Origin of the sequence: Pseudomonas huaxiensis, assembly GCF_003231275.1 — a bacterium.
GTDB lineage: Bacteria > Pseudomonadota > Gammaproteobacteria > Pseudomonadales > Pseudomonadaceae > Aquipseudomonas > Aquipseudomonas huaxiensis.
The window spans coordinates 16,120-30,049 of sequence record NZ_QKVL01000004.1 but is presented as its reverse complement, the minus strand read 5'-3'; the positions used below and the strand labels follow the sequence as shown (position 1 = coordinate 30,049).

At 63.4% G+C, this 13,930-nt stretch carries 16 protein-coding genes; 7 read left to right on the top strand and 9 right to left on the bottom strand.

Annotated features, from left to right (window positions below; all coding sequences use genetic code 11):
• Positions 1–12 precede the first annotated feature (12 nt).
• Genes arsC through DM374_RS06565 form a run of 3 tightly spaced genes read left to right on the top strand, consistent with a single transcriptional unit; the run spans position 13 to position 1,377 of the window.
• Positions 13–366 carry an arsenate reductase (glutaredoxin) gene (arsC, locus tag DM374_RS06575; RefSeq protein WP_110969149.1) on the top strand — a complete coding sequence of 118 codons (354 nt, stop codon included), beginning with the start codon at positions 13–15 and terminating at the stop codon, positions 364–366.
• Positions 363–968 carry an NAD(P)H:quinone oxidoreductase gene (gene wrbA / locus DM374_RS06570; protein WP_110969148.1) on the top strand — a complete coding sequence of 202 codons (606 nt, stop codon included), beginning with the start codon at positions 363–365 and terminating at the stop codon, positions 966–968. Before arsC ends, wrbA begins: the two co-directional genes overlap by 4 nt.
• Complete coding sequence (locus tag DM374_RS06565; protein WP_095155387.1) at positions 961–1,377, top strand: DUF2069 domain-containing protein; 417 nt, start codon at positions 961–963, stop codon at positions 1,375–1,377. The genes wrbA and DM374_RS06565 overlap by 8 nt, the downstream gene beginning before the upstream one ends.
• A gap of 92 nt (positions 1,378–1,469) precedes the next feature.
• Here the strand turns inward: DM374_RS06565 and DM374_RS06560 are convergent, their stop codons facing one another.
• Together DM374_RS06560 and ttcA are read right to left on the bottom strand one after the other, a co-directional pair.
• Positions 1,470–2,141, bottom strand: a complete 672-nt coding sequence (locus DM374_RS06560) for a DNA-3-methyladenine glycosylase I (protein ID WP_110969147.1) — start codon at positions 2,139–2,141, stop codon at positions 1,470–1,472.
• 3 nt (positions 2,142–2,144) lie between these two features.
• Positions 2,145–2,969 carry a tRNA 2-thiocytidine(32) synthetase TtcA gene (gene ttcA, locus DM374_RS06555; RefSeq protein WP_110969146.1) on the bottom strand — a complete coding sequence of 275 codons (825 nt, stop codon included), beginning with the start codon at positions 2,967–2,969 and terminating at the stop codon, positions 2,145–2,147.
• A gap of 327 nt (positions 2,970–3,296) precedes the next feature.
• On the opposite strand from ttcA, the gene DM374_RS06550 reads away from it, so the two are divergent.
• Both DM374_RS06550 and DM374_RS06545 read left to right on the top strand, forming a co-directional pair.
• Entirely contained in the window at positions 3,297–3,896 is a 600-nt protein-coding gene (locus DM374_RS06550; RefSeq protein WP_095155384.1) for a Yip1 family protein, read from the top strand.
• A gap of 131 nt (positions 3,897–4,027) precedes the next feature.
• A complete protein-coding gene (locus DM374_RS06545; protein ID WP_110969145.1) occupies positions 4,028–4,522 on the top strand; it encodes a SprT family zinc-dependent metalloprotease in 495 nt (164 codons plus the stop codon).
• Between the two features lie 83 nt (positions 4,523–4,605).
• Here DM374_RS06545 and DM374_RS06540 read toward each other — a convergent pair whose 3' ends face one another.
• The 4 genes from DM374_RS06540 to DM374_RS06525 form a co-directional block, all read right to left on the bottom strand.
• Positions 4,606–5,934: a dicarboxylate/amino acid:cation symporter gene (locus DM374_RS06540; protein ID WP_110969144.1), complete on the bottom strand. Its 1,329-nt coding sequence runs from the start codon at positions 5,932–5,934 to the stop codon at positions 4,606–4,608.
• A gap of 329 nt (positions 5,935–6,263) precedes the next feature.
• A complete protein-coding gene (locus DM374_RS06535) occupies positions 6,264–7,610 on the bottom strand; it encodes an ATP-binding protein (protein WP_110969143.1) in 1,347 nt (448 codons plus the stop codon).
• The gene (locus tag DM374_RS06530) at positions 7,607–8,284 is read right to left on the bottom strand and encodes a response regulator transcription factor (RefSeq protein WP_110969142.1); all 678 of its coding nucleotides are present in this window, start codon (positions 8,282–8,284) and stop codon (positions 7,607–7,609) included. Before DM374_RS06530 ends, DM374_RS06535 begins: the two co-directional genes overlap by 4 nt.
• Positions 8,285–8,371: 87 nt before the next feature.
• Positions 8,372–8,974, bottom strand: coding sequence for an outer membrane beta-barrel protein (locus DM374_RS06525; protein ID WP_110969141.1), 603 nt, complete (start codon positions 8,972–8,974; stop codon positions 8,372–8,374).
• Between the two features lie 161 nt (positions 8,975–9,135).
• Here DM374_RS06525 and DM374_RS06520 point away from each other — a divergent pair, with 161 nt between their 5' ends.
• A complete protein-coding gene (locus DM374_RS06520) occupies positions 9,136–9,924 on the top strand; it encodes a dienelactone hydrolase family protein (protein ID WP_110969140.1) in 789 nt (262 codons plus the stop codon).
• 159 nt (positions 9,925–10,083) lie between these two features.
• The gene (locus DM374_RS06515; protein ID WP_110969139.1) at positions 10,084–10,785 is read left to right on the top strand and encodes a 4'-phosphopantetheinyl transferase family protein; all 702 of its coding nucleotides are present in this window, start codon (positions 10,084–10,086) and stop codon (positions 10,783–10,785) included.
• A gap of 1 nt (position 10,786) precedes the next feature.
• Here DM374_RS06515 and fhuF read toward each other — a convergent pair whose 3' ends face one another.
• From fhuF to DM374_RS06500, 3 genes are read right to left on the bottom strand one after another with little or no spacing between them, the layout of a single operon-like run.
• Entirely contained in the window at positions 10,787–11,314 is a 528-nt protein-coding gene (fhuF, locus tag DM374_RS06510) for a siderophore-iron reductase FhuF (protein ID WP_110969138.1), read from the bottom strand.
• Complete coding sequence (locus tag DM374_RS06505) at positions 11,311–12,924, bottom strand: ATP-binding protein (RefSeq protein WP_110969137.1); 1,614 nt, start codon at positions 12,922–12,924, stop codon at positions 11,311–11,313. The genes fhuF and DM374_RS06505 overlap by 4 nt, the downstream gene beginning before the upstream one ends.
• Positions 12,921–13,646, bottom strand: coding sequence for a response regulator transcription factor (locus DM374_RS06500; RefSeq protein ID WP_110969136.1), 726 nt, complete (start codon positions 13,644–13,646; stop codon positions 12,921–12,923). The genes DM374_RS06505 and DM374_RS06500 overlap by 4 nt, the downstream gene beginning before the upstream one ends.
• Positions 13,647–13,930: the final 284 nt, after the last annotated feature.

The window sequence follows — 13,930 nt, the reverse complement described above, 5'->3', positions numbered from 1 at the left end:
TGCGACCCTGACATGACTGACCTGACGCTTTACCACAACCCCCGCTGCTCCAAATCCCGTGGTGCGCTGGAACTGCTCGAAGAGCGCGGGCTGGCCCCGAACGTGGTGCGCTACCTGGAAACCCCGCCCGATGCCGCCACCCTCAAGGCGCTGCTGGGCAAACTGGGCATCGGCGCCCGGCAATTGCTGCGCACTGGCGAAGACGAATACAAAAGCCTCGACCTGGCCAACCCGGCTTTGAGCGACGAGCAATTGATCGCCGCCATGGCCGAGCACCCGAAACTGATCGAGCGGCCGATCCTGGTCGCCGGCGACAAGGCCGTGATCGGTCGTCCGCCCGAGAAGGTGCTGGAGATCCTGCCGTGAGCCAGCCCTACATCCTGATTCTGTATTACAGCCGCCATGGCTCCACCAGCGAGATGGCCCGGCAGATCGCCCGCGGCGTCGAACTGGCCGGCCTGGAAGCACGCCTGCGCACCGTGCCGGCGATTTCCACCGAGTGCGAAGCGGTGTCGCCGTCGATCCCCGAGACCGGCGCCCTGTACGCCACCCTCGACGACCTGCGCCACTGCGCGGGCCTGGCCATGGGCAGCCCGACCCGCTTCGGCAACATGGCCGCGCCGCTCAAGTACTTCATCGATGGCACCAGCAGCCTGTGGCTGAGTGGTGGGCTGGTGGGCAAACCAGCGGCGGTGTTCACCTCCACCGCCAGCCTGCATGGCGGCCAGGAATCAACCCTGCTGTCGATGCTGCTGCCGTTGATGCACCACGGCATGCTGATCATGGGCCTGCCTTACAGCGAGTCGGCGCTGATCGAAACCCGTGGCGGCGGCACGCCGTATGGCGCGAGCCACCATGCCGGCGCCGATGGCAAGCGTGACCTGGATGCCGACGAAATAGCCTTGTGCCGCGCCCTTGGCCAGCGCCTGGCGAACACCGCCAAGCACCTGGAGAACGGCCGTGGCTAAGAAGCCGAAGATCCTTCCTGCGCTGGAATGGCTGGAGCCGCGCGTACGCCTGACCCGAGCGCTGAGCCTGGCCGCATTCTTCGCGCTGATCGCCTTGCTGATCGTCAACACCCTGTTCTTCACCGACCTGCACGGTGCTCGACCGTGGGTGGTTCTCGGCATTCAGTTGCTACCACTGGCGCTGGTAGCGCCGGGCATGCTGGGCGGCAGCGCGCGGGCCCATGCCTGGATGTGCTTCGTGCTGAACCTGTATTTCATCACTGGCGTGGAAGCCGCGTTCGACCCGTCGCGGGCGCTGTTTGGCTGGCTGGAAGTGGTGATCAGCCTGAAGCTGTTCGTCTGTGCGCTGCTGTATATCCGCTGGCGGTTTCAGTACGACCGGCGGTTGGCGGGAGAAGGCGCTGTTTGATTTGAAAGGCTCGCGGGTTGACGCAGAACCTGTAGGAGCGGCCGTTAGCCGCTCCTACAGGTTCCGCGACGAATCACTGTGGTTGCTGGAAATCAGTGATTGACCGTATGCGCCAGCATCACCGACAACTGGCACAGCGGTCGCCCGCTCTCGGCATGCCACTGGTTGAACGCCGCTTGCACCAGGGCCAGATCACGCTGGCTGGTGGGCTTTTTGTCGATCACTTCCTGAGCGATCAGCGCGGCGGCCATGTCATCGGTGGGGATGAAGGTGTCCTTGCCGACCATCCGCAAAAAGCGTGGCGCCGATAACCCGCCCAACTGGTTGCCATGTTTGGTCAGGTACTTCCACAGCCCGGTGATGTCGGTTACCGGCCAGTCGGCGATCAGCGCGCCGAAACTGCCTTTGTCCTTCTGCACATCGAGCACCATCTGCGCATTGCGCGGCACGCTCTTGAGCTTGCCCAGGTGACGGATCACCCGGGTGTCCTGCATCAGCCGCTCCAGGTGCTCGCCGCCCATCAACACGACTTTCTCCGGATCGAAACCGAAGAACACTTCTTCGAACGCCGGCCACTTGGCGTCCACCAGGCTGTGCTTGAGCCCGGCGCGGAAGACCCGCAGGGCCAGGGTCGAGAGATAGCGGTCATCACCGATGGCACGCAACTGAGCCGGAGTTTTCGGCTGGGGCAGGTACGCCTCCAGTGCCGCGGCGGAGCCGAAGCGGTTCAGACAGTACTCATACAGCCACTGGTAATCGCGCATGGGTCAGATATTCAGCACATTGACGAAACGCGGGGTGGCCGTTTCATCGATGGAGAGGCTGGTGAAGTCGAACAGGTTGCGGTCGGCGAGCTGCGACGGCACCACGTTCTGCAGGCTGCGGAAGATGCTGTCGGTACGGCCCGGGGTTTTGCGCTCCCATTCCACCAGCATGTCCTTGACCACCTGACGCTGCAGGTTTTCCTGGGAGCCGCAGAGGTTGCACGGGATGATCGGGAATTGCTTCATGTCCGAATAGGCCTGGATGTCCTTCTCGGAGCAGTAGGCCAGCGGGCGGATCACCACGTTACGGCCGTCGTCGGCACGCAGCTTCGGCGGCATCGCTTTCATGGTGCCGTTGAAGAACATGTTGAGGAAGAAGGTCTCGACGATGTCGTCGCGGTGGTGACCGAGGGCCATCTTGGTCGCACCGATCTCGTCGGCGAAGGTGTACAGCGTGCCGCGGCGCAGGCGCGAACACAGCGAGCAGGTGGTCTTGCCTTCCGGGATCAGTTCCTTGACCACCGAGTAGGTGTCTTTCTCGACGATGTGGTACTCGACGCCGAGGGTCGCCAGGTAAGCCGGCAGCACATCCTCGGGGAAGCCGGGCTGCTTCTGGTCCATGTTCACCGCGACGATCTCGAACTTGATCGGCGCCACTTTCTGCAGGTGCAGCAGAACGTCGAGCATGGTGTAGCTGTCCTTGCCGCCAGACAGGCAGACCATGACCTTGTCGCCATCTTCGATCATGTTGTAGTCGGCGATGGCTTCGCCGGCGAGGCGCCGAAGGCGTTTTTGCAGTTTGTTCTGGTTGACCGAAAGGGTGCCCATAGCGCTTGAATCCGCGAGGTGTGACAAAAGGCGCGTATTTTACGCATAAACCACCGCAGGACACAGACCCCTCCGATAAAGACTGCGAGGGAATCAAGCCCGATCCTGACAGCGCGATTTGCTCTAAAAAAGCGGGTTTGTGCAGCGAACGCCTTTCTATACTGCGACATAAGACCGCACCAATAGCGGCCTGTCCTGTCCGGCCCTGCCTTGTGGGCCCCGGGTTTTGCTCGAGAAGTCGCCAAGTGGCGATCAGGCAATGTTCGTACAAAACCTAGCAAGCGCTCCGTTTGGGGGGCGACTGGAAACGACGTAGGAGTGATTGGCATGATCCATCACGTTGTAGGGCTGTTCACACACCCCGACCAGGAATGGCGGGAAATCCGTGGCGAAGAAGAATCCATCAGCCACATGTACCTCACCCACACCCTGATACTGGCGGCAATTCCTGCGGTATCGGCGTTTATCGGCACCACCCAGGTCGGCTGGGTCATCGGCGAGCGCGCCCCGGTCATGCTGACCATGGAAAGCGCAATATGGATGACCGTCATGTCCTACCTGGCCATGATCGCTGGCGTTGCGGTCATGGGCGCCTTCATCCACTGGATGGCGCGTACCTACGACGCCAACCCGAGCCTGGCGCAATGCATCGCGTTCGCCACCTACACCGCTACCCCGCTGTTCATCGGCGGCCTGGCGGCGCTTTACCCACACCTGTGGCTGGGGATGATCGTCGGCACGGCGGCCATCTGCTACACGGTCTACTTGCTCTACGTCGGGCTGCCGACCTTCATGAACATCCCTTCGGATGAAGGGTTCCTGTTCTCGAGTTCGGTGCTGGCCGTCGGGCTGGTGGTACTGGTTGCCATCATGGCGTTCACCGTCATCACCTGGGGACTGGGCGTGGGGCCCGTCTACACCAATTAGAAAAAATGCCAGCAACTTAGGGGCAATACCGTCAGGCCGCCGCAAGGCGGCCTGACTTCGTCTGCGGACCGACGGTCTCGGCAGCGTGCTCATGGTTGCGGCATAATCGCCGCTCAGGAGTATCCGACCACATGCCAGAGCTGCTCAAAACCCGCGTCGAAGACTGCTACAAGCAAGCCGAAGCCTTTTTCAAACGTCCCTTCCACCGCCCCGACGTCAGCTTCAAGCTGCGCGGGCAGAAAGCCGGTGTCGCCCATCTGCACGAGAACCTGCTGCGCTTCAATCTCCAGTTGTACAAGGAGAACAGCGAGGATTTCCTGCGCCAGACCGTCGCCCACGAGGTCGCCCATCTGGTGGCGCATCAGTTGTTCGGCGACCGTATCCAGCCGCATGGCGAGGAATGGCAACTGATCATGCGAGGGGTCTATGAACTGCCGCCCAATCGCTGCCACAACTACGACGTCAAGCGCCGCACTGTGACCCGCTATATCTACCGCTGCCCGTGCGCCGGGAGTGATTTCCCGTTTTCAGCGCAGCGCCACGGGCTGGTCAGGCAGGGACGGCGCTACTTGTGCCGGCGCTGCCGGCAGACACTGGTGTTTAGCGGAGAAACGCGGGTGGAGTAAGCCTCACCCGCGTCGTCCGACCTCGACACACCGGCCACAAAAAAGCCCATCCGAAGATGGGCTTTTTGCAGTGCGCGATTCGCTTAGCGAACAGCCGGGCCTTCAGCCACGCCCAGGTCATCGACCGGACGGGTTTCAGTCAGCGGCGAACCACCGGAATCCAGCTCTTTGTGCAGCTTGTCTTCGTCCAGTTCCTTGACCCACTTGGCCACAACCACGGTGGCAACAGCGTTACCGATCAGGTTGGTCAGGGCACGGGCTTCGGACATGAAGCGGTCGATACCGAGGATCAGCGCCAGGCCGGCAACCGGCAGATGGCCGACAGCGGACAGGGTTGCCGCCAGAACGATGAAGCCGCTACCGGTGACGCCAGCAGCACCTTTGGACGCAACCAGCAGCACCAGCAGCAGGGTGATCTGGTGACCGATGTCCATCGGGGTGTCGGTGGCCTGGGCGATGAACACCGCAGCCATGGTCAGGTAGATCGAAGTACCGTCGAGGTTGAACGAGTAGCCAGTCGGGATCACCAGGCCAACCACGGATTTCTTCGCGCCCAGGCGCTCCATCTTGGTCAGCATGCGTGGCAGCGCGGATTCCGAGGAGGAAGTACCGAGCACGATCATCAGTTCTTCACGGATGTAGCGGATCAGTTTCAGAACGCTGAAACCGTGAGCGCGAGCGATACCGCCGAGGATCACCAGGATGAACAGCAGGCAGGTGACGTAGAAGCAGGCCATCAGGTAGCCCAGCTGCACCAGGGAACCCACGCCGTACTGGCCGATGGTGAAGGCCATGGCACCGAAGGCACCGACCGGAGCCAGCTTCATGATCATGTTGATGATGTTGAACATGACATGGGCGAAGCGGTCGATCATGTCCAGCAGCGGACGACCGTAGGCACCCAGGCGATGCAGGGCGAAACCGAAGATCACCGAGAACATCAGCACTTGCAGGATGTCGCCGTTGGCGAAGGCGCCGACCACGGTGTTAGGAATGATGTTGAGCAGGAAGCCAATGGTGGTCTGCTGCGCGCCGGCGGCGGCGTAGGCTGCCACGCTGCTGGCGTTCAGGGTCGACACGTCGATGTGCATGCCAGCGCCAGGCTGGACTACGTTGACCACGACCAGGCCGATGACCAGAGCGATGGTGGAAACGATTTCGAAGTACAGCAGCGCGTAGCCGCCAGTCTTGCCCACCGATTTCATGCTCTGCATGCCGGCGATGCCGCTCACCACGGTGCAGAAGATGATGGGAGCGATGACCATCTTGATCAGTTTGACGAAGCCGTCACCCAGCGGCTTGAGGGCCACACCGGTTTCGGGATAGTAGTGGCCCAGCAGGATACCGATGGTGATCGCTACCAACACCTGGATATACAGCGATTTGTAAAGTGGCTGACGGGTTGTCGTCATGGCTATTTCCTCAAGGGTACCGGCCCGTCCTTCCCAGGACGCGAGGCACCTGACTCGCGAACCCTCCTGCACTGGAGGGATTTGTTGTGTCGAGCTGCGTGGCAGAACTCTGCGAGGTTCATAGCAAGCGCGATGCCAATTTGCGCCGTTGAGGTGCAACCCCATGTTTTCGGGGGTTTCGCTGCACAATCCAGTGGCATTCATGCAGCGCGCACTTGGCGGATTTCCGCCCGTGGCGGGATTTATCCGGTTTGGCTTGGCGGTAATCCGCCTACAAGCCGTGGGGAAATGGCTGGCGGGCGGAAATCCGCCAACGCGGGCGTGGCGCGTCAGTCCACCAGAAAACGAATACGGAAGGCGGCACCGCCCAGAGGCGAGTCGGTGAGGGTGAGATGGGCGTCATAGCTGTCGATGATGTCCTTGACCACGGCAAGGCCGATGCCCTGCCCCGGGTTCTGCCGGTCCAGCCGCTCGCCGCGCTGCAGAATCCGCTCGCGCTGATCGGCCGGCACGCCAGGACCATCGTCCTCGACGCACAGCTCCAGCTCGGCGCCGTTCTGAACCAGGCTGACCCTCACCTGCCCCAGGCACAGGCGCCAGGCGTTTTCCAGCAAGTTGCCGAGCAGTTCCAGCAAGGCGCCCTGCTCCATCGGCACCCGCGCATCATCGGCCATGGCGAAATCGACCTGCACCGTCTTGTCGCGGTAGACCTTGGCCAGGGTGCCGCACAGGCTCTCCACCAAGGGTCGCAATTGCACCTGATGGCGTACCAGACCGCTCTTGCGCAGGCTGGCGCGCTGCAACTGGTAGTCGATCTGCTGGCTCATACGCTCGATCTGGCTTTGCAGCACCCACGCCTGCTCGCGCTCTTCGGGGCGCTGGGCCATGCTTTCGCTAACGCCCTGCAGCACCGCCAGTGGCGTTTTCAGACTATGGGCCAGATCGCCAAGGGAGTCCCGATAACGCCCGCGCTGCTCGCGCTCGCTGTGCAGCAGGCGGTTCAGGGATCGGGTCAAGCGCAGCAGTTCGCGGGGGTGCTCGCCGCTCAGGCCTTCACGGGCGCCGGACTCAACCTCGTCCAACTCCACGCTCATCTGTCGCAACGAACGCAGGCCCCAGGTCAGTCCGGCCCAGAGCAGCAGCAACAGCACCAACAGCGCGGCACCAAACCCCAGGTAGAGTTTTTCCCTCAGGCCGCTGATGGTCTGCAGGTACTCGCGCACCGGTTGCAGGGCCACGATGCTGAACGCGGCGTTCTTGCCGCCGAGCAGCTTGACCTCGACGTCGTAAACGAAGAATTCCTCACCGTCGTCCTGGCGGATCCGCGCGAACTCGTTGCCGCGACCGTCGTAGCGCGGCTGATAGTTGATGTTTTCGTTGGCGGTGGCCCGCGAGCGCCAGACCAGATTGCCCTGACGGTCGTAGATGTAGCCCAGCAGGCGACTGTCGGGCAGGTTGAAGCGCTCGTCCGGCAGCAGCACCGGCATCATCAATTCGTTGTTTTCGATCCGCGCGGCGGAAATCAGCGTGGTCACGTCCGACGCCAAGCGCTGCTCGATGGACTCCTGCAAGGCCAGGCTGAAAGCCTTCTGCAACGCCGGCAGCAGCGCCAGCATGAACAGCAGCGCCAGCACGGCGGCCGCCAGCATCAGGCGCACGCGCAGCGAACGGATCATCGGCAGCGCTCGGTGAACAGGTAGCCGAGGCCACGCACGGTGTCGATCGGTTTGAAGCCCTGGCTGCCTTCCAGCTTGCGCCGCAGACGGCCGACCAGCACTTCGATGACGTTCGGGTCGCGCTCCTCGTCGTCCGGATAGAGTTGTTCCATCAGGCGTTCCTTGGCGACCACCTGTTGGTGATGGCGCATCAGGTATTCGAGGATGCGGTATTCGTAGGCGGTCAGCGCCAGCGGCTGCTCATCCAGCAGGGCCTGCTTGCGATTCAGGTCAAGGCGCAGCGGGCCGGCGGTGATGGTGGCCTGGGTGAAGCCGCTGGAGCGGCGCAGCAAGGCGTTCAGGCGCGCTTCCAGCTCTTCGAACTGGAACGGCTTGACCACATAATCGTCGGCACCAGCAGCCAGGCCCTCGACCTTGTCCTGCCAGTTGCCACGGGCGGTGAGAATCAGGATCGGGAAGGTCTTGCCTTGGGCCCGCAGGCGGCCGATCAGTTCCAGTCCGCTCATGCCGGGCAGGCCAAGATCGATCACCGCCAGGTCGTGGTTGAACTGCTCGGCCTGGTAGAGCGCCTCTTCTCCGTCACCCACCGCTTCGACCACGTGCCCGCTTTCGCTCAAGCGACTGTAGAGGTGGTGGCGCAACAGCGCTTCATCCTCGACCACCAACAGTTTCATCACCTTCTCCCTTTGCAGTGCGCGGCGCGCAGAATAACAGCGAACCGGCCCTGTCCAGGGGCCGGTTCATCAAGCCTGGGCACGTGGTCAGAACCGGTAGTTGGCCGACAGGTAGGTCTGCGCGCTGCTGTCCAGGCGCAACGCCCCCAACTTGTTGCCGCCGCTTTCGGCCAACTCGGTGGTCGCGTTGCTACGCAGGTAACGGTAGCCCAGCTCTACGGAGGTGTTGTCGCTGACTTGCTGCAACACGCCCGCTTGCAGGCCGACCGCGTAACCGATGTCACTGTCGCGGCTGGCGCCTGGGGAGTCCTGAGTTAGCTTGGTCAAGCCAGCGGTTGCGCCGCCAAACAGCTTGGTGCTGCCGCCGACCGGATAGAACAGATCGTAACTGCCGAGCAGATTTTCCTGACGCAGTTTGAGGCCGTTATGGGTACCCGAGACATTGTCGTAGGTGGCGTAGTAGCGTCCTTGGTCATTGATCTTGCCGAGGCGGATGCCCCAGGTGTCGTCCTTGCCGATGATCCCGTCGCTGTTGAGGTGGCCGACGTTCTCGGTGAGCAGCCCGGATTTCTTGACCTTGTCGCTGGTCTGACCATAGGTGACGCTGGCGAAGGTGTCGTCGGCGGCCTGGACGGCCATGCTTGTGCCAAGGAAAGTCAGGGCGGCCAGCAGGGTGTTGAGGTTTTTCATGGGGATGTTCTCCACAGTGCTGCGGGTTTGGGAAATTGAGGTCTAGAGTAAGTACCTGGCCCTGAACCGCCGCTGAACCCGACCTGAACGCTGGCTGAACGCCTTTGATGTTTCGAATCCATGCGTTGAAACCCCATGCATTGAATTCAGGAGTACCGATCATGCGATTACTGTTTGCGGCCGTGCTGCTCGGCGCTGCCGGCCTGGCCCAGGCCGCCGTGCAAACCCGCGAGATTCCCTATCAGGATGCCGACGGCAAACGCCTGGTCGGCTACTACGCCTACGACGACGCAGTGAAGGGCCCGGTGCCGGGTGTGGTCGTGGTGCATGAATGGTGGGGCCTGAACGACTACGCCAAGCGCCGCGCCCGCGACCTCGCGGCGCTGGGCTACAGCGCCCTGGCCATCGACATGTACGGCGACGGCAAGAACACCGAGCACCCGGCCGACGCCCTGGCGTTCATGCAGGCTGCCCTGAAAGACCCGGCCACCTCGGCCAAGCGCTTCGATGCCGGGGTCAAGCTGCTGAAAATCCAGCCGCAGACCGACAAGGAACGTATCGCCGCCATTGGCTACTGCTTCGGCGGCAAGGTGGTGCTCGACGCCGCCCGCCGCGGTGAGTCGCTGGCCGGCGTGGCCAGCTTCCACGGCGCCCTGGTGACCGACACGCCGGCCACACCCGGCAGCGTGAAGACCAAGATTCTGGTGGAACACGGCGGCGCTGACAGCATGGTCACACCGCAGCAGGTTCAGGCGTTCAAGGACGAGATGAATGCGGCGAATGCCTCGTTCGAATTCGTCACCCTCGAGGGCGCCAAGCACGGTTTCACCAACCCGGACGCCGACCGCCTCAGCCATGGCGAACATGGCGGGCCGGACATCGGCTACAACAAGGCGGCGGACGAGAGTTCCTGGGCGGACCTGCAGGCGTTCTTCAAGAAGATTTTCTGATGCTTCACCGCTTCGCGACGGTTCGGCGCCCCGACAAGCTCGCTCCTACAGAATCGCTGTCCCCGTAGGCGCGAGCTTGTCGGAGCGCCGAACCGTCGCGATCAGCCCCAACGCCCTACCCTCTGGCCCCCCGCTACCGCCCACGGCACAATACCCGCCATGAACCGACTCCCTTCCTGCTGCTCCCCCCTCCAGCACCACTGGCCCTTGCCTCGCCCGGTCCCCGGTGTGCAGTTGGTCAGTTGCGCCTTCGATCCGGCGCACCTCGCCAGCGACGATTTCCAGCGCGCCGCCATCGAGCAGACGCCGGCCCTGCAACGTTCAGTGGCCAAGCGCCAGGCCGAATACCTCGCCGGCCGGGCCTGCGCCCGCGCCGCGCTGCAACGCCTCGATGGCCGCGACTATGTACCCGCCACCGGCGATGACCGCGCACCGATCTGGCCAGCCGGCATCAGCGGCTCGATCACCCACGGCAAGGGCTGGGCCGCCGCAGTGGTGGCACGCAGCAGTGATTGCGCGGGGCTGGGGCTGGATCAGGAAAACTTGTTGGACGACGAACGCGCCGAGCGCCTGGCCAAGGAAATCCTCACCGAGGCCGAGCTGCTCCGCCTGGACTCGGTGCGGGTCGGGCTTACCGTCACCCTGACCTTCTCGCTCAAGGAAAGCCTGTTCAAGGCGCTCTATCCGCTGGTGCTCAAGCGCTTCTATTTCGAACACGCCGAAGTGCTGGAGTGGAACGACGCCGGCCACGCGCGCCTGCGCCTGCTCACCGACCTGTCGCCGGAATGGCACCACGGTCGCGAGCTGGAAGGACAGTTCTGTCTGATGGGCGAGCAGTTGCTGAGTCTGGTCGCGGTCTGATTCAGGAAAGCAGCGGGCAGTGTTCGCAATGCCCCACCCACTGCACTTTGTAGCTCAGGCAGCAGGTACGCCGTCGGCGGCGGCCTTGTTGGTCGTAGGACACTGCGGCGAACAACGGGCTGTCCGGCGCCTCCAGCCACGCCTTCGCCTGCGCGCCGGCCTGCTGCTCCAGGCAGTCCCCGGCATTGCCCCAGAGCACCGCGCTCGCCACGCCGCCAAGCCTCGCCAGACGCTCGATCAGCGGCGGCAGATGGCTTTCGATCGCTTGTGCCAGTCCATCCAGTCCATCATCGGAGTGAAAGCCGACGGGCAAGCCGCGCTCGTCCAGCGCTATCCGCAACCCGCTTGACAGCCGGGGCGCTCGTCCGGCCAGCGCTTCGCGCCAGAGCAACATGAAGTAGTACTTGGACCATTGCGACACCAGCACCGGTAGCTGCGCCGGCATCAACTCCGGGCCATAGAGCGCCAGCAGTAGCGCATGAAAACGCTGCGGCTCCAGCAGTTCATCCAGCGTAACCGCCTCACTCATTGCGCACCCGGCGTCTGCTCACGGGGCCAGCTCAGGCTGAAGCAGGCGCCGCCCAGGTGCACGCTCTTGCCGATCAGCGCGCGACCGTTATGCCAGTGGATGATGCGCCGGACGATGGACAACCCCAACCCATGGCCACCGGAAGACCGCGTGCGGCTGTCATCAAGACGGGTAAAGGGGGTGAAGATCCGGTCCCAGGCAGTTTCCGGAACGCCGGGACCGTCGTCCTCGACATCGATTCGGCAACGCTGCAGCCCCAACTGATAACTGAGGCTGACCTCGGTTTCGGCATGGCGCATGGCATTGCTCACCAGATTCTGCAGGGCACGGTGCAGGTAGCGCGGCTCGGCCTCGACCCAGGCACCCTGGGCATCCTCACCGCCCTGGCACGTCCCGCGCACCACCCGTACTTCGCGGCGCAACGGCGCCAGCTCGGCGATTACCTGATCGAGCAAGGCATCCAGGTCGACCCGCTGGAAATGCAGGGCCGGCGCGCCCTGTTCGAGGCGGGCATACATCAGCATTTCGTCGACCAGCTTGTCGAGGTCCTGAATGTCGTTGTCCATGCCGGCCAGGTACTTCTCGCGGGCTTGGTCGTTGCTGGCGCTGGCGATCATTTCGAGGCCGAAGCGCAGCCGTGCAACGGGCGTGCGCAACTCATGGGACACCGCCCGCACCAGCTCGCGCTGGATGGTCAATGAGCGCTGCAAGTGCTCGGCCATGCCATTGAAGGCTTCGGCCAGCCGCCCCACCGAATCGGCGCCCTGCACCACCACCCGGGTTTCCAGGCTGCCCTGGGTGATCTGCGTCGCGGCCGTTTCGACCTTGGACAGGCGCCGCTCCAGTTGTCGCACCAGCAGGTAGACCACCAGCCCGATCAGGCTCAGGCCAAGGGCGGCGATGAGCACCAGCAGTTGCGTGGGGTATGGATTCATCTGGTACAGCGGGCCAATTTCCAGCACCCAGGGCGTTCCGGAGATACCGGCGAACACGCGAATCGAGTTGCCCTCCTTGCCCAGCGCCATCACCGTATCGCCTTCTTCGACCCGGCGGCGCTGGTCTTCGTCCATGTCCGCATCGGTCTGCGCCAGCAAACGCAGGTCGAAGCCAAAACCCTTGCTCTGCTTGAGTTCTGCCAGGCGCCGGGCCTGTTCCGCCACCGGATAGCGGATCAATTCGTCCACCAGCAGGTAGATCGTGGCGCGGGCCAATTGCTCGCTGATCTGCTGCACATCGCCGGTCAGCAGCAGGTCCTGCCCCTTGAGCTGGCTGATGACCCGCGCCGCATGGGGACCGGTGTGCTCCACCAGCACCTGGCCGCGCTGCAGGCGGGTGCGCTGGCTGCCGTCGATGCCGACCTCGTTGCTGCTCTGCAACGCCAGGGGAATACCCAACAGTCGCTCCCACAGGGCCACGGCGCGGGTGCGCTCGACGCTGTTCATGCGCGTCAGGTTGTCGGCCATCAGGGTGAAGGTGCCGTGGGCCAGGCGCTCGCGGTACTGGTCGGAGCGCACTTCGTTGAGCAGGTGCAGGCTGAGGACGCCGAGCACCGCCACCAGCACCAGGACGCCAAGCATGCCGCCGTAGATCCGCAGGAAGATCGAGTTCATTCGGGCAGGCCCATAGCCTCGGCGGCCTCGCGTACGAACAGGTAACCCTTGCCGCGGATGGTCTTGATCATTCGTGGGTGGATCGGGTCGTCGCCAATCCGCGGGCGGATGCGCGAGATGCGCACATCGATGGAACGGTCCTGGCCGTCGTAACCGACGCCGCGCAGGGAGGTGAAGATTTCTTCCCGCGAGAGAATCCGCCCGGCGTTGCTCACCAGTAGCCAGAGCAGGTCGAATTCGGCGCTGGTCAGTTCGATGCTGGCCTCGCCGAGCCAGGCCTCGCGCAGGGTGCTGTCGACCCGCAGCGGACCGAATTGCAGCGCTCGCCGCTCTGTGGTGGTGACGGGGCTTTCGCTGCGCCGCAACAGGGCGTTGATCCGCGCCAGCAGCAGGCGCGGACGCACCGGCTTGCACACATAGTCGTCAGCGCCCAGGTCCAGGCCCTGGACCTGATCGAGGTCGTCGCTGCGCGCGGTGAGCATCAGGATCGGCCCGGCATAGCGCTGGCGCACTTTGCGGCAGATGCTCAGGCCGTCTTCGCCGGGCAGCATCAGGTCGAGGATCACCAGGTCCGGCTGCTCGTTGATGATCCGCGCCACAGCCTTGGCGCCGTCGCCCTCGACCTCGACGCTGAAGCCATTGGCCTGGAGGTATTCGCGGGTCAGTTCGGCGAGACGCTGGTCATCCTCGACAATCAACACCTGACTGCTCTGCTGCTCCACGGGCCACCTCTGCTTGTTGTTATGGGATCGACGCCACCGCCATCACCAAAGGGCAACATCGGCCCCGGATACTACGATGCGCACCGGCCACTGCCAACCGCGCGCACGGGCGAGGCAAATAGCCTGCCAATGACCTCGGTCAGCGGTGTTTTTTGTGATAGGGTTCGCGCCCCCAAAAATCCCTTCGTCGCCTTTTCTTACATTAAAAAAGGATGACAGGCGGTCTCATCGCGGCAGGACGGGGCCTACAGCGTTTTGTTCAATTTCACTCACAATCTACCCAC

Coding starts and splice junctions, on each gene's coding strand:
- DM374_RS06520 (WP_110969140.1), top strand. CDS start 9,136: ATGCGATTACTGTTTGCGGCCGTGCTGCTCGGCGCTGCCGGCCTGGCC.
- fhuF (WP_110969138.1), bottom strand. CDS start 11,314: ATGAGTGAGGCGGTTACGCTGGATGAACTGCTGGAGCCGCAGCGTTTT.
- DM374_RS06560 (WP_110969147.1), bottom strand. CDS start 2,141: ATGCGCGATTACCAGTGGCTGTATGAGTACTGTCTGAACCGCTTCGGC.
- DM374_RS06525 (WP_110969141.1), bottom strand. CDS start 8,974: ATGAAAAACCTCAACACCCTGCTGGCCGCCCTGACTTTCCTTGGCACA.
- DM374_RS06530 (WP_110969142.1), bottom strand. CDS start 8,284: ATGAAACTGTTGGTGGTCGAGGATGAAGCGCTGTTGCGCCACCACCTC.
- DM374_RS06550 (WP_095155384.1), top strand. CDS start 3,297: ATGATCCATCACGTTGTAGGGCTGTTCACACACCCCGACCAGGAATGG.
- arsC (WP_110969149.1), top strand. CDS start 13: ATGACTGACCTGACGCTTTACCACAACCCCCGCTGCTCCAAATCCCGT.
- ttcA (WP_110969146.1), bottom strand. CDS start 2,969: ATGGGCACCCTTTCGGTCAACCAGAACAAACTGCAAAAACGCCTTCGG.
- DM374_RS06535 (WP_110969143.1), bottom strand. CDS start 7,610: ATGATCCGTTCGCTGCGCGTGCGCCTGATGCTGGCGGCCGCCGTGCTG.
- DM374_RS06505 (WP_110969137.1), bottom strand. CDS start 12,924: ATGAACTCGATCTTCCTGCGGATCTACGGCGGCATGCTTGGCGTCCTG.
- DM374_RS06515 (WP_110969139.1), top strand. CDS start 10,084: ATGAACCGACTCCCTTCCTGCTGCTCCCCCCTCCAGCACCACTGGCCC.
- DM374_RS06545 (WP_110969145.1), top strand. CDS start 4,028: ATGCCAGAGCTGCTCAAAACCCGCGTCGAAGACTGCTACAAGCAAGCC.
- DM374_RS06540 (WP_110969144.1), bottom strand. CDS start 5,934: ATGACGACAACCCGTCAGCCACTTTACAAATCGCTGTATATCCAGGTG.